This is a genomic window from Candidatus Amoebophilus asiaticus 5a2 (genome assembly GCF_000020565.1).
GTDB classification, from domain to species: Bacteria; Bacteroidota; Bacteroidia; order Cytophagales; family Amoebophilaceae; genus Amoebophilus; species Amoebophilus asiaticus.
The window spans coordinates 664,124-677,812 of the sequence record NC_010830.1 but is presented as its reverse complement, the minus strand read 5'-3'; the positions used below and the strand labels follow the sequence as shown (position 1 = coordinate 677,812).

Below are 13,689 nucleotides of genomic sequence, written 5' to 3'. Positions count from 1 at the left end.
CTATTGCCTTAGACTATGGTTATGCTTTAAAGTAACATGAACCAACAAGCTTTTTATTTATATTGCAGCTTATCTCAATTATATCTATTAACTACATGACGCTATTAGACAGAAAAATACCACCTACTTTTAAAACTATTGACAACATCTCATTTCCATGGCCTACAACTGTTAAAACGGATGTAGGTATACCTCTTTTTATACTTAATCAAGGGGATATGCCTATTATTAAATTAAGTTTACTATCGGAAGCTGGCAGTTGGTATGAACCACAAAATGGTATTGCTTATTTTGCAGCTAAAATGTTAACTGAAGGAACTTTAAACAAGACTGCTCAGGAGATTGCTGCTTATATCGATTATTATGGTGCTAACTTAAGCATTATTACAAGGGTAGACTATTGTAGTATTGAGCTAGTATGTCTATCTAAGCATTTTGTTGTAATGCTTGATCTGCTAACAGAGCTACTTACAACATCAACTTTTCCTCAAACGCAATTAAATCTTTTACAGAAACTAAGAGTCCAAGCTCTTAAGGTGGAAGATGAAAAAAGCAGCCAAGTAGCCCATAAACGCTTTAAAGAAGCTTTATTAGGAAAAGCGCATCCATATGGATACAGCCTTACAGCCGCAGACATAGCAATTGTTACAACAGACCATTTAATATCTTTTTACAAAAATCAACTTTTAGCAGACTGTCAGGTATTGTTAAGCGGGCAAGTTACGGAGCAACATATCCAATATGTGCAGCAGCTACTATCTCATATACCATCCAAGCCAGCGAACAGGCCTAACTATCCTTTGTCAATAAAGTCACCTTCCAGAATACATGTACAAAAGGAAGGCAGCTTACAAAGTGCTATTTGTATAGGAAAGTTATTGTTTCCAAAAACACATCCAGACTACTTAGCTATGTATATTGTTACTGAATTGTTGGGTGGCTATTTTGGTTCAAGACTTATGCGCAATATCCGTGAGGAAAAAGGATATACATACAATATACACGCTACTATGCTGCCATTAAAAGAAACCACCTACTTCCTTATCAGCACAGAAGCCATTCAAGAATTTGCAGAACAAACTTGTGAGGAAATCTATCGCGAAATAAAAATATTGCAAACTGAAGAGGTAGATTTAGAAGAGCTCACAACACTTAAAAATTATATGATTGGGAATTTTCTAACAAGCATCAATGACCCCTTTTCTATTATGCAACGGTTCAAAGAAGCACATTTGTATGGACTATCCCAGGAATTTTATGAAGATTTCTATCATACGTTACAACAAATTACGCCTGCTAGAATTAAGGAGATAGCTAATACTTATTTAGCGTTAGAGAGCCTAACTGAGGTAAGGGTAGGATAATGTACTTAATTTAGTGCTTATAAAGATTCGATGAGGCATACTTAACAAGCTTATCCATGCTCATAAAGTAAACAGTAAAAAGTGATCAGCTAAAGGCGTTAATAGTTCATAATATAAAATATATTAGGTACCATCTGATGGAAAGTATAGGTAATGCTTTAACCGTATTATGTAATAAATTCTACAGATATATTATTCTATAAGTATAAGCCAAAAGCATATTTTCACTTTTTCTAATCAATCATCATCTACTACAAAAGAGTAGCCATATTATCATGAATAATTTAAAGATTATTACCTCCACAACAAGGCCTGAAAGACAAGGTATTTTGGTTGCTAACTGGATTACTAAACTAGCACAAGAAGCAGGTAGGTTTAATGTAGAACTTATTGACTTGGCTGAAGTTAACCTTCCATTGCTAGATGAGCCTAACTACCCTCGACAACAACAATATCAACATGAGCATACTAAAAGATGGAGTACCAAAATTGACGCTGCTGATGCCTTTATAATTGTACTTGCAGAATACAACAATGGATTTCCTGCACCTATTAAAAATGCCATGGATTTTCTATTCAATGAATGGATGTACAAGCCTATATCTTTTGTAAGTTATGGTGGTATTTCTGGAGGTATGCGTTCCATGCAGATGCTTAAGCAGGTTGTCGCTGCTATGCATATGCTTATCTTGACTGAATCTGTAAATATTCCCTTTTTTAGTAAATTCTTCAATGATCAAGGGGAGTTTGTGCCAGACCAACACATAACTAAATCAGCACAGGCTATGCTTATTGAACTAGAACGCTACTGTCAGGTGTCAAAGATATTAAGAAGGGTAGAATCATAGGGTGGAAGAAAAACCAGTCAATTAGTAATAAAATAATTAAAGGATCAATAACTATAGGATAAGCTTAGAACAGTTAGAATTAGCTAGTGGCAAAGAACTATCTCAAGAACCTAGTTTGATAAGCATGATGGAATTATTGAGCAATATGAAAGAAACAGATCCTTTTGATAATGTAAATCAATCAGTACAGTTTGCTATTGGGTTAAAAAGTTTTAGTGAAGTAATGACCAAAAACCGTAATCATCTGCTTTTTAAGGAGTTTTTTCCTGCGTTTGGTTTAGTCATGAAAAGCCTCAAACAGCTTTATGTTAGTGTAACCATTTACAAAGGAATATTTTTGTTTCAAAATTTCTTTGTAAATATGACAGCTTCCGAAATATGCACCACACAAACAACCTATACTCATCAAAAACTCATTAACGATTTCACCACCTGTAAAATGAAACGTTTCCTTGAACAATTTTATCCATTCTTCTTTGGTTCTCGGATGATGATATTCTAACCATTTTTCAAACAAGCCAAACTCTTTTTGTAAAACAGGAAACGGTTTTAGATATTTTTATGCAAAGCTGAAGGACATGGATTAACTGAAATGATTTACCTATCTGCAGGGCTGAAATACCACGATACCACAATCAGAATCAGAGATACCAATGAGGGAGCTATCATCCGATGCGATACACAAAGATGATGCTCTCGACATAGCAACAAAGAAATCGGCATAAGCCCATTCTTTTTTTCTTTTCTGATATGTTTTAGGCTTTCCCATTTTTATATTATTTGATTGAGTGTTACCTGTACCCCAAAAAAAGCTCGAATAAACGCAAAGTGAGACAATACCTTAAAATTTGATTAATTTATTTTCTCATCGAAATTACTGATCATTTAATCCCTTTCCATTGAAAATTTGCTGCATACATTTTTCAACTCTTGACTGCCGAGTTTTAGATTGTTTGGGCGCAGAAAAATAGAGGATGTATGCTCTTTGCCGTCCTGGTGTCAATGCATTAAAAGCAGTTTTCAAGGCAGAGATTTCATCTAATTTATTTTGAAATTCTTCAGGAATTATGAATTCTGTAGTCTTTTTATAATTCACTTTCAAACCAGATTTTTCCACTTCAATGGCTTCATAAATATAGGCTTTCACAATGTCTTCCATCTCAACTATTTCTCGGATATTAGTGAACCGGATCTGGCGCCCCGCCTGCATATTCTTCCCAGGTTTGATTAGGATATGATTGTCATCATTTAACAAGGCACCTTTGAAAAACAAAATCGCACAGTATTCTTTAAATACATGTATTAAAACTATGTTACTTTTCTGAAACGTGTAACAAGGAACACCCCACTTCAATTCTTCAGTCAGCTGGCAGTCAAGAATGATCATTCTCAATTTCTCCAATTCTTCCTGCCACTTTTTGGCTTTACTTAAATATACATCGACCTTAGGGTTCATTCTATTATTTGTTATAGTATGTTATTTTAATTTGTTTGCTATGTCTTGTAATCGGTTATGTGCCATGTTTATGCCCTGTACCATCCCTATTTTCAGCACCTGATCTCTTTGTGCAACCGATTCATAAATTATGTGCATGTTTAGTTTACTGGTGTTGTCAGTAAGTTTTTCAAATTCTAATAACTCAAGCTGAACGCCAAAAAAAGATGTATTCTCCATTTCAAATGTCCGTGTGATTTTCTGGTTTGGGCGAAACTCATGGATTACCCCATTGGCCTGAAATACCACATTTCCCTGAGCATCGGTTGATTCCAATTGGTAACAGCCATGCTTTTTACTTTCGAGTTTCAGCACTTTCGTTGTCATCCATTGTTCAACAATGTCAGACTCTACATACGCTCTAAAAAGTAATTCCAACGGCAAATTAAATTCCCTTGTAATCACTAATTCCTGTTTGCCGCCTTCGGCATTGATTTTTGTTTTTTGTTCCATATTATTCTATTCTTGTGATGTGTATTTTTTCATTATGGTTTCTAATTTATTAAACCTATCCTCCCACATCTTGCGAAATGGTTCAATAAAGTCGGCTACTTCTTTTATTTTTTTTGCATTTATGTGATAGTAAATTTCCCTGCCGTTTTGTTCTTGTTCAAGCAATGCGCACTCGGTGAGTATCTGCAGGTGTTTTGAAACGGTCGGTCTAGCTGTGTCAAAGTTTACGGCTATCGCACCTGCTGTCATCGATTGTGAGGCCACCAATAAAAGGATAGCCCTTCTTGTCGGGTCTGCTATGGCTTGAAATACATCTCGTCTTAGTTTCATTGCGTAGCTATTTGACTGCAAATATATATGTAGCTATTTAGCTACGCAAATTTTTTGTTGATAGAAATCCTAGACAGATAGCTTATCTCTACTTCTCCTATACGTTTTCTAAAGTGTACCAAGTCACTGGCTGCACAAGGCTGGTTTCATTGGAAGGTTGCTTCTCCGGTGAAGTATTGGAAGTAGACATTTTGTTCACATATACCTACTACTTTTTCATCACTCAGCTTATAGATATGTTGCAATAAGAGTAAGCCAGCCATCTTTCTGATGGGATGGCTAAGGCAGCCTACACACGCATAGAGTGGTTAAAACTGGTTTCTATACCCTGCCAAGGAACAATAACTGACAAGCGTACAAGAGGTTGATCATCTGAATGAGATTAGAGCCAAATAGGATTAGGTGGCTCTGGCCTTATGTAGGTTGTACTAGCATAGTGGTAAGATTGCATTATCAACTTTTGCAAGGTCTATAAGCTAATGTAGACATTGCTTGCAAATAAAGTGAGGTATATTTAACTATTCTCTTCCTATTTGGACCAGCAGGTGCATTTGAAGAGGCCGCTAAAAAATTGGTTTCTCGTGTGTATAGTATAGAAGAAGAATCAGGCGGTTTTCTTTAATTAGCCTTAGTGGCTTCTGCAAGAATATAAAACATAGTGACAGCAGTGACATAGTAGAGTTGGAGATTTCTAAAAGTGCACGACCCTATCTATTTCAATTAAAAAATACTCTTGCATCTCCTCATCTCTATACTCATAATCCTAAAGTGACTTAAAATAAATGATCTTTTTTAAATGCTACCTCCACTGCTGCTTTGTATAAAGAGGGCACTCTAAACGTGCTTGATATATGTGAGCAGCTGAATATTTCTATTCCTACCTTTTATCGCTATTTAAAATATCAAAGTATTATCTTGAAGGCTGATACTCCTGCTTATGAGGTTGTAGATACAGCAAATGCTATATAAATGGTTAGTATTTTAAAATCCCCACTTAATATGCGGATATTGTTCTACGAGTAGCCTTTGTACATCAGGACCTATTTGATTCTCGCTTAATTCTACCGTATGAACGTTTGTCCCCTGCAAGAGCCTCGCAAATCCTTCTGCGCCTTGAGCGCCTATTTGATTGGATCTCAAATTAACCGTATGCGCCTGTGCTCCCTGTAAATGCTTAGCAAATTCTATAGCTCCTTGACCGCCTATTTGATTCCAGCTTAAATTAACCGTATGAACACGCGTTCCCTGCAGGTGCTTAGCCAATGCTTCTGCACCTTGGTCCCCTATTCTATTCCAACTTAAATCAACCGTATGAACACGCGTCCCCTGTAACTGTTTAGCAAGTGCTTCTGCGCCTTGTGCGCCTATTTGATTCCCACTTAAATTAATCTTCTGAACGTTTGTTCCCTGTAAGAGCCTCGCGAATCCTTCTGCGCCTTGAATACCTATTTCATTTGTATCTAAATCAACCGTATGCACTTGTGTCCCCTGCAAATGTTTAGTAAATGCTTCTATTCCCTGAGCACCTATTTCATTCTCGCCTAAATAGACTGTATGCACGCAAGTTCCCTGCAGGTGCTTAGCAAATCCTTCTACCCCTTGGTCGCCTATTTGATTATATATTAAATGAACCGTATGCACGCACGTTCCCTGTAAATGCTTAGCAAATGCTATAGCCCCTCGTGCACCGATTTCGTTTATACCTAAATTAACCGTATGAACGTGCGTTCCCTGTAAAGCGTGTGCAAACTCTACGGCGCCGTGAGCTCCTATTTGATTATCCCTTAAATTAATCGTATGTACACTGGCCTTTTGTAAATAAGGCCAATACTCTTGGGGTAAATTTCTGACACATCCCATTAAGCAATAAAAAGTAAAACTAGGTATGGTTGTAGGAGTCAAATCTTCTAACTTTAACTTTTTAAAATCTATTTCTTTGCTTATTACCCAGCCCCTTGTGTCAATAATATGACAAGGCTTATTCTCCACACCCACTATACCTGCTTGACTAAAGCCTGTAATGAGCTTGTTCCATTCAGTGTTAACTACTCTTGCTGCCAGTACATTTTCAAAGTCTAAGTATGAGAAGATGATTGCCATAGCTCTGGCATAAGAATTGGTAAAGAAGTATCTTCTTGCCCCTCTTCTCCTCCTATTATGGATACTTGGCTTTCTATCTCTATCTGTTCTCTTTCTTCTTCTTGAATAGGTAGATTGGTTGAACCTCCACAGCTTTGTAAGAATAAGCTTATCAATAAAAAGCATACCATTATTGGCAGAGGCAAAGAGTAATGTTTTTTCATATTTTTATTTAGCAAGGACACATAGTAATTTTTATTTAACTTAAATGCAAGAAAAGAACATTTAATCCCGTATAATCCTTATCACATGTTTTCGGTTCCTTAGACTTCATATCCCATCTCTCCTTACTTCAAATTTTTCTTTGATAATATATGTTTAATTGTAAGCGATTATATACCTTCCATGAGGTAGATGCCAAACACCCACGTCTACTATTAAAACAGAGATAGTTATAGGATGATAGGATACTAACAGTTTACAAGTCACATAAAGGGGAAATACATGATTTTAGAACCCGTAAAACAGAGAAATCTTTAGCAAAAAGGAACATCAAGCTAGGAGATAGTTGCTATCAAGGATAACAAAAGCTATAGAACAATCTCATCATACCTTAAGCTTTACTTAAAAGTATGATAGTTGATAAACTGCATATATTAGCGGGGTAGATACAAAACGCTATACAGAAGAAATCAAGTATTATAAGTAGTCGGGATGGCGGGATTTGAACCCACGGCCTCTCGTACCCTAAACGAGTGCGCTAACCGGACTGCGCCACATCCCGAAGGCAGCGATAAAGGTAACAAAAACATGAAAATCCTGTATACAAATTTTCAATTTTATGTTGCTCCTTGATGATAAATATGGTTTTTATACTAAAACACTATATCGGATCTACATCAAATATAATTCTGATCTGTCTAAATTGCTTCTCGGATGTTAAGCTTTTAGTTGCTTGCTGAATCTGTTGCTTAATAGCCAGCAGTACAGGTTCCGATGATTTTGCAAGCTTTACCCAAGTATCTATACGATACTGATTTCTGACTTTGGCTACCAGTGGCGCTTGTGGCCCTAAGATATTATCCTCACTCACTAATTTACAAAGGTACCCAGCGAGAACTTGGGCACATTCTTTTACCAAACGCTCATTGGTATGCTGACAAGTTATTTTTATCAACCTTATATATGGAGGATAACGAAATTTTTGACGTTCCCCCAGTTCTTGGGTGTACATCTGCTCATAATCATAATTAATAATATCTTGTAAGATGGGAAGCTGTGGATTTGTAGTTTGAATAAGTACTTGCCCTTGCTTACCCCTTCTTCCTGCCCGGCCACTTACTTGTGTAATTAGTTGAAAGCAACGCTCATTGGCTCTAAAGTCTGGAAAATATAGTAGCCTATCTACATCTAATACACCTACTAAAGATACTTGCCCAAAGTCTAACCCTTTTGTAATCATTTGTGTGCCTACCAATATATCGGTTTGACCACTTTCTAAATTGTCAATAATTTGCTCATAGCTATGTTTACGCCTGGTAGTATCTAAATCCATACGTTGTACACGCTTATTAGGAAAAAAGTGCTGTAGCGTTTCTTCTATCTTTTCTGTTCCAAACCCTACATTTTTTAAAGTGGGAGCATCACATACTGGACATAAAGGTGGTACCTTGCAATGAAAACCACAATAGTGACAAACTAAAGCATCTCTAAACTGATGGTATGTAAGGCTTACAGAACACTGCTGGCAGGTTGGTACTTCAGCACAAGTCTGACATAATAAGTAAGAAGCATAACCTCTCCTATTCTGAAATATAATGGCTTGTTCTTGCTGCTGAAGTATAGATTCTAATTTTTGTAGTAGAATACTAGTAAACTCTCCTTGAATCCCTTTTCGTTGTTGTTCGGTACGTAAATTAACTAACTCAATACGAGGCAAGGGAGTCTGATTAAATCTTTCTGTAAGCTTTACTAAGCCATATTTTCCTTGCTGTGCATTATAGTATGTTTCAATGGCTGGCGTAGCAGAACCCAGCAGTACCTTCGCCTGATGAAAGGTGGCTAGCATAAGTGCTGCATCACGTGCATGGTACCGTGGAATGGCATCTAGCTGTTTATAGGCTGTTTCGTGCTCTTCATCAACAATAATAAGCTGCAACCTATCGAAAGGTAAAAATAAAGCAGAACGTGCGCCTATAACTAATTGAACATTATTTTGCAATACGTTATTCCAGATTTCTACTCTCTCATTGCTAGCATATTTGGAATGGTAAACACCCATTTTATTACCAAATATTTTATTTAACCGTTGCACAATTTGTGTAGCCAACCCTATTTCAGGTAATAGATAAAGAACTTGCCCATCCTGTTCTAGAACCGACTGAATCAAGCGAACATATATTTCTGTTTTTCCACTGCCCGTAATGCCATGTAACAAAGCAGTATTTTTAGTTTTAAAGTGGTTTTCTATTGATAGTAAAGCTTGTGTTTGTGCTGGGCTAAGTGTTGTGTGAGGTGTTGCTACAGCTTTTAGCTGTGCTAGCCTAGATATGATGACAGCCTTTTCTATTAGAATATCTTGTTGAATCAGTTTTTGTAAGGCAGCACTAGATACATCTTTTTCTAATAGTTGCTTCTTGGCTATAAAATAGCTTTGTGTTTGTTCTGGCAGATTGGTCGAGACAAGTGCCATATACTGCAGCAACACATCTAATTGTTTAGGCTTCTTCTCTAATTTTTCAAAAAGAGCTTGAAGCTCAGCAGTATTATCTACAAAATTTTTATTGAGGGCAATTTGTTTTTCTTTTTTGGGTGCATACTTTTCTTGTAATTCCTCTACCAGTATAATTATTTCCTTATGTATAAGCTTTTTAAGTTGTTTGTAGGCCTCTTTCTGCCCGATTAACTGCTCTATTTGCTGGTACGATAATGGCTTTCCATTTTTTAAAGTTGCTACAATCAACTGCTCATTTTCTAATAGAGGAATACTATCTTCTTCAAAAGCAGGATGCAAATAAATTTTTGATTGACTACTTAATTTAAATCCACTGGGAAGTGCGGCTTTAACCACGTCACCTACGGAGCACATGTAATATTGTGCTATCCAATGAAATAGTGCTAGTTGGTAGGTATTAACAATAGGCTCCTCATCTAACACATCAATAATATTCTTGGCAGGATGGTTAGGTGCTCTTTGATGTATCTTATTTACAATACCTGTTAATATCTTTTTTTTGCCAAGTGATACAATAACCCGACTTCCTTGCTTAACAATATCAACTAAATTTAAAGGAATGCCATAAGTCAGCAGCTTAGCTATAGGCAAAGGCAGAATAAGTTCTGCAAAATATCCTGGGCTGTCTCTATGTATATTACTTGACATATGGCTAAATGGTTATACCTACAGTCTGCTGTGTGATATAGTTTACATATCTAATTGCAGCATCAAGTTAAAACCTTTTACTCAATATAAAGTTAGCCTATGCTAATTAAAATATACTTGTAAATGAGACGCTCCATTAATTACAAACTATAAACTTTGACTTCTCAAACTTTATGATAGGTATGTGTTGATTATCATGATGTTTACCATAAGAGAATCCTGAAAAAATTTGCCCTTCGAAAGTCTCTAGTCCCCAATGCTTTTGAAAGTATATACCATGCTGCGATAACATGTTTCCTAAAAATGACATCATATCATAGCCTACTTCTGCGTAATAGTTAGGGAAAACACCAAATTGATTATAATAATCTTGTCTAAAAGTATGTAAACTTTCTCGGTTATAATCGATGTAATCTGGTGCAAGAAAGCTTATTTTAAGCCGCTGTAGTTGGTCTAAAGTAACAGAAGACTTTTTTAGCCAAGCCTCATCGCCTATAATATGGGGTTTTAACTTTCTAATCTGAATAGCACTTAAGATATTTGCTATAATTAATTCATCTTGTGAGGCTATATATATGTGTGTAAGGTTATCTAAAACACATTTATTTAGCTGGACTGCTTGATCTGCTGTTTTTATCTGTACATTATTGCTTGCTCCTCTAAACATGCTTAAAAATTGCTGTGATGTTTGAGGCTGAAACTCTAATATTAAATCTATTTCTTTCCCTATATATTCCTCCATATACTCTTTGTAAATGCTTGCTTTAAGTAAATCTTCTGGAGCAGTACCATAGATAATACCTATTTGTGCTTGAGAAAGATCTGCATATTGCTGTGTAAAATAAGCTGCCTGCTTAGCTTGTGTTTCTAAACTAGGCTTTAGCAAGTATACAAAAGGGTTGTTTCCTACAGCATAGGAATTAACAGAAAGAGGATTGAATACATTAATACCATATTTTCTTGCAAACTCTGACACTAATGGAATAGTATTGGCATAAAGTGGCCCAATAATTAGATCCATATATTTCATTTCCTCTTGATCTAACAGATGTGCTGTTACAGTAGCGCTCTTTTGAGTATCATAAGCATGCAATATTATATGAATGCCTTCTTGATACAATTTCTCCGTGGCAGCTTGGATTCCTTTATATAAATCTAGGACAAACTGGTTACTAGTTTTTTCTTCATAGTTTACTTCATTAATGAAAAAAGGAAGTAAAACAGCTACATGATAGCTAGCTTTTTTTATTGAAGTAAGCTCACGTAACGGATCATAAAGCTGGTTAGTTAGATCCAATCTTTGGGCTACTTCCTCAATATGCTTACCATCTTGCTTCATAAACGGCAGCTGACTTTGCCTATATAACCATGCTTTTGCTACAGTTATATCAGTTGGGTAATGCCTTAATAGTATGTCTAACAGATTTACATCTTCCGTTTGTGCAAGAAAATAGTCCTTCATTCGGCCGATCGCTGTATCTAGTGAATTATCTTTAATTTGCTTTAAATAGTAAAAAGCTGTTATATAATCTTTTTGTTCAAACCGCAGCTGTGCAAGCCAGTACAAAACCTCATTTCGTTGGGACCAATTTGAATAGTATTGTATGAGCTTATTAAAGGTTAGCTCAGCTACTTCAGGCATAGATTGGCGATAGGCTGATAAGGCATAGAAAAAGTATGCGTAAGGTATAATAGAAGTCTCCAAAGGAGATTCTAATAAAGGGGTTAAGAGTTTCTGGCAAGCTTGATGATCTCCTTTCTTGTAATATTTTTTCGCGTGTTTATAGGTTTCTAATTGGTATGTTGCTGCATCAACTGCGTAGCTATACGCAGATAAGGTAAGCAATAGGAAAACAGATTTTGTATAAAATAGCTTTTTAAACATTATATTGGCCGCCTGTATTTAATCTCTGTAAAAGTAAAGTCAAATTTCTTTAACTGCTAGGAGTTGAGCGTATTTGTTGATGGTGGAACTATGGAGTAGAATCTAATTTGCGATAGAATGTATTAAATTATTTTTAAATTGATAAGGTATCAAAAGCCCAATTCTAACACATAAGATTATATGAAGTGTATACAGATACCCATACTATGTTGAATCCACTTCTCATAGAACATTGCACAGACATGCAGATACCTATTGTAATTAGATGAATGCAATTTTTTACTGATACTTGGAAGAGGATAGCTTCGGCTATGGACAAGCCGGATTAACGACAATTTCCAAATTATCTAAATCCTTATTCTCATTTTGTTTTAGTATATATCGTTTCAAATAGATCTAGGCCTACCCTATTACCTACCCCCCAGAGTTCCTTAGTGTAGAGTTATCTGACTGCTTGGTAAAGCAGTTGCCATTCTAAAAAGGCCATTTGTTTTTAAGGCCATTTTAGCTAACTTTGCCATTATTCTACTTGGATAGCTTAACTCTTTTAAACCATTTTTACTGTTGGGTACTACAAAAAATTTCTTTGATTTAACCATAGAAGAATTACACACAGCCATGGAGCTATTAAAAGAACCTGCTTTTCGTGCAGACCAGGTATGGAGATGGGTATATCAGCTAGGCGCACAATCCTTTTCAACCATGAATAATGTACCCTTGTTATTCAGAGAGACCCTAGGCCTACATTATAGTTTGGAACGTACCCAAGAACATCAAGTGCTTATTTCAAAAGATAAGACAATAAAGTGGTTACTTGCCTTCAGCGATGCCAATGAGGTAGAAACGGTGTGGATACCCGAGCAAACCCGCAGTACCCTGTGTATCTCTTCTCAAGTAGGGTGTACATTAAACTGTAAGTTTTGCCACACAGGTACACAACCATTGGTACGTAACCTCAGGGCAGGCGAAATAGTAGCCCAGCTGCTTCATGCAAAAGATGTACTCCAAGATTGGCCCTCTCATGCTCCTACCAGAAAAATTAATAATATCGTGATGATGGGAATGGGTGAACCGCTCCTTAACTATGAGCAAGTAGCTAAAGCTATCCAGATTATGATGCACCCGCAAGGGCTTGATATCTCTCGGAAAAAGATTACCTTGTCTACTTCAGGTATAGTTCCTCAGATTAAACGTTGTGCCGAAGAATTAGGTGTTAACCTAGCTATATCTCTACATGCTGTAACAGACGAATTGCGTAATCACCTAGTACCCATCAATAAAAAATATCCTATTAACGAATTACTCCAAGCCTGTAGAGACTATGCATCAATAACAGGATGTAGAAAAATTACATTTGAATACGTAATGCTCAAGGGCGTCAATGACAGTCCAGCTGATGCTAAAAAATTAGTAGACTTGATCAAAGGCATACCTGCCAAGATCAACTTGATCCCATTTAATCCATGGCCAGGAACCGAGCTTGAGTGCTCAACAGAGTCAAATATCAAGCAATTTGCTGCTATTATAGAAAAAGCAGGATATATAGCACCTGTTAGGACTCCTAGAGGAGAAGATATCATGGCAGCTTGTGGCCAGTTAAAGTCTGCTAGCATCAAGGCAAAAGCTTATCAAGCTTAAAGATCGAGCCACTTCTACGCTGCTAACAACCGATCTGCTGTTTTAGACATCGCATTTCCACCGAGTATCAACACATCTGCATTGCGCCACCTAAATCCCATGTCTCTAAAACTAAAATAGGTATTATTGTGTCAGTACATAAGCCCTGACACCACCACTACTTCTGCCTAGCCTGGCGCATGAGTTACCTTCTGAGGTAGGTTATGCAGGTATCA

13 protein-coding genes, 1 tRNA gene and 1 pseudogene are annotated in these 13,689 nt (G+C 36.5%); 6 read left to right on the top strand and 9 right to left on the bottom strand.

Annotation, left to right across the window (positions count from 1 at the left end):
• Positions 1-95: 95 nt before the first annotated feature.
• The 3 genes from AASI_RS02745 (at position 96) to AASI_RS09060 (ending at position 2,714) form a co-directional block, all read left to right on the top strand.
• On the top strand, positions 96-1,364 hold the full coding sequence (locus AASI_RS02745) for a M16 family metallopeptidase (protein WP_012472705.1): 1,269 nt from the start codon (positions 96-98) through the stop codon (positions 1,362-1,364).
• Between the two features lie 275 nt (positions 1,365-1,639).
• Positions 1,640-2,212, top strand: a complete 573-nt coding sequence (locus AASI_RS02740) for an NADPH-dependent FMN reductase (protein WP_012472704.1) — start codon at positions 1,640-1,642, stop codon at positions 2,210-2,212.
• 43 nt (positions 2,213-2,255) lie between these two features.
• Entirely contained in the window at positions 2,256-2,714 is a 459-nt protein-coding gene (locus AASI_RS09060) for a DUF3861 family protein (RefSeq protein ID WP_316936675.1), read from the top strand.
• A 372-nt stretch (positions 2,715-3,086) separates the two neighbouring features.
• Here AASI_RS09060 and AASI_RS02730 read toward each other — a convergent pair whose 3' ends face one another.
• The 4 genes from AASI_RS02730 to AASI_RS08005 all read right to left on the bottom strand — a co-directional run bounded on the left by AASI_RS02730 (position 3,087) and on the right by AASI_RS08005 (position 4,762).
• Positions 3,087-3,668 carry a YdeI/OmpD-associated family protein gene (locus tag AASI_RS02730; RefSeq protein WP_012472701.1) on the bottom strand — a complete coding sequence of 194 codons (582 nt, stop codon included), beginning with the start codon at positions 3,666-3,668 and terminating at the stop codon, positions 3,087-3,089.
• A gap of 21 nt (positions 3,669-3,689) precedes the next feature.
• On the bottom strand, positions 3,690-4,160 hold the full coding sequence (locus AASI_RS02725; RefSeq protein ID WP_012472700.1) for an SRPBCC family protein: 471 nt from the start codon (positions 4,158-4,160) through the stop codon (positions 3,690-3,692).
• 6 nt (positions 4,161-4,166) lie between these two features.
• Positions 4,167-4,490, bottom strand: a complete 324-nt coding sequence (locus AASI_RS02720; RefSeq protein ID WP_012472699.1) for an ArsR/SmtB family transcription factor — start codon at positions 4,488-4,490, stop codon at positions 4,167-4,169.
• 146 nt (positions 4,491-4,636) lie between these two features.
• Complete coding sequence (locus AASI_RS08005; RefSeq protein ID WP_262481542.1) at positions 4,637-4,762, bottom strand: transposase; 126 nt, start codon at positions 4,760-4,762, stop codon at positions 4,637-4,639.
• Positions 4,763-5,330: 568 nt separating this feature from the next.
• On the opposite strand from AASI_RS08005, the gene AASI_RS09200 reads away from it, so the two are divergent.
• Complete coding sequence (locus tag AASI_RS09200; protein ID WP_262481536.1) at positions 5,331-5,459, top strand: hypothetical protein; 129 nt, start codon at positions 5,331-5,333, stop codon at positions 5,457-5,459.
• Positions 5,460-5,471: 12 nt separating this feature from the next.
• Here the strand turns inward: AASI_RS09200 and AASI_RS02710 are convergent, their stop codons facing one another.
• Together AASI_RS02710 and AASI_RS08780 are read right to left on the bottom strand one after the other, a co-directional pair.
• Entirely contained in the window at positions 5,472-6,590 is a 1,119-nt protein-coding gene (locus tag AASI_RS02710; protein WP_012472697.1) for a leucine-rich repeat domain-containing protein, read from the bottom strand.
• Positions 6,566-6,793: a hypothetical protein gene (locus tag AASI_RS08780; RefSeq protein ID WP_012472696.1), complete on the bottom strand. Its 228-nt coding sequence runs from the start codon at positions 6,791-6,793 to the stop codon at positions 6,566-6,568. Before AASI_RS08780 ends, AASI_RS02710 begins: the two co-directional genes overlap by 25 nt.
• A 209-nt stretch (positions 6,794-7,002) precedes the next feature.
• Between AASI_RS08780 and AASI_RS09055 the strand changes: the two are divergent.
• Positions 7,003-7,150 (top strand): annotated as a pseudogene (locus tag AASI_RS09055) (IS5/IS1182 family transposase); the annotation flags it as partial.
• Positions 7,151-7,278: 128 nt separating this feature from the next.
• On the opposite strand, the gene AASI_RS02700 reads toward AASI_RS09055, so the two are convergent.
• The 3 genes from AASI_RS02700 to AASI_RS02690 all read right to left on the bottom strand — a co-directional run bounded on the left by AASI_RS02700 (position 7,279) and on the right by AASI_RS02690 (position 11,836).
• A tRNA-Pro gene (locus tag AASI_RS02700) sits at positions 7,279-7,353 on the bottom strand.
• A 99-nt stretch (positions 7,354-7,452) separates the two neighbouring features.
• Positions 7,453-9,951: a replication restart helicase PriA gene (gene priA / locus AASI_RS02695; protein WP_012472695.1), complete on the bottom strand. Its 2,499-nt coding sequence runs from the start codon at positions 9,949-9,951 to the stop codon at positions 7,453-7,455.
• A gap of 136 nt (positions 9,952-10,087) precedes the next feature.
• Positions 10,088-11,836: an ABC transporter substrate-binding protein gene (locus AASI_RS02690; protein ID WP_012472694.1), complete on the bottom strand. Its 1,749-nt coding sequence runs from the start codon at positions 11,834-11,836 to the stop codon at positions 10,088-10,090.
• Between the two features lie 564 nt (positions 11,837-12,400).
• Between AASI_RS02690 and rlmN the strand changes: the two genes are divergently transcribed.
• Positions 12,401-13,474 (top strand): 23S rRNA (adenine(2503)-C(2))-methyltransferase RlmN, encoded by a 1,074-nt coding sequence (rlmN, locus tag AASI_RS02680; RefSeq protein ID WP_202943305.1) that lies wholly within the window; start codon positions 12,401-12,403, stop codon positions 13,472-13,474.
• The last annotated feature ends 215 nt before the right edge of the window (positions 13,475-13,689 follow it).

Coding starts and splice junctions, on each gene's coding strand:
- AASI_RS02730 (WP_012472701.1), bottom strand. CDS start 3,668: ATGAACCCTAAGGTCGATGTATATTTAAGTAAAGCCAAAAAGTGGCAG.
- AASI_RS02710 (WP_012472697.1), bottom strand. CDS start 6,590: ATGGCAATCATCTTCTCATACTTAGACTTTGAAAATGTACTGGCAGCA.
- AASI_RS02740 (WP_012472704.1), top strand. CDS start 1,640: ATGAATAATTTAAAGATTATTACCTCCACAACAAGGCCTGAAAGACAA.
- AASI_RS02745 (WP_012472705.1), top strand. CDS start 96: ATGACGCTATTAGACAGAAAAATACCACCTACTTTTAAAACTATTGAC.
- AASI_RS02720 (WP_012472699.1), bottom strand. CDS start 4,490: ATGAAACTAAGACGAGATGTATTTCAAGCCATAGCAGACCCGACAAGA.
- AASI_RS08780 (WP_012472696.1), bottom strand. CDS start 6,793: ATGAAAAAACATTACTCTTTGCCTCTGCCAATAATGGTATGCTTTTTA.
- AASI_RS02690 (WP_012472694.1), bottom strand. CDS start 11,836: ATGTTTAAAAAGCTATTTTATACAAAATCTGTTTTCCTATTGCTTACC.
- priA (WP_012472695.1), bottom strand. CDS start 9,951: ATGTCAAGTAATATACATAGAGACAGCCCAGGATATTTTGCAGAACTT.
- AASI_RS02725 (WP_012472700.1), bottom strand. CDS start 4,160: ATGGAACAAAAAACAAAAATCAATGCCGAAGGCGGCAAACAGGAATTA.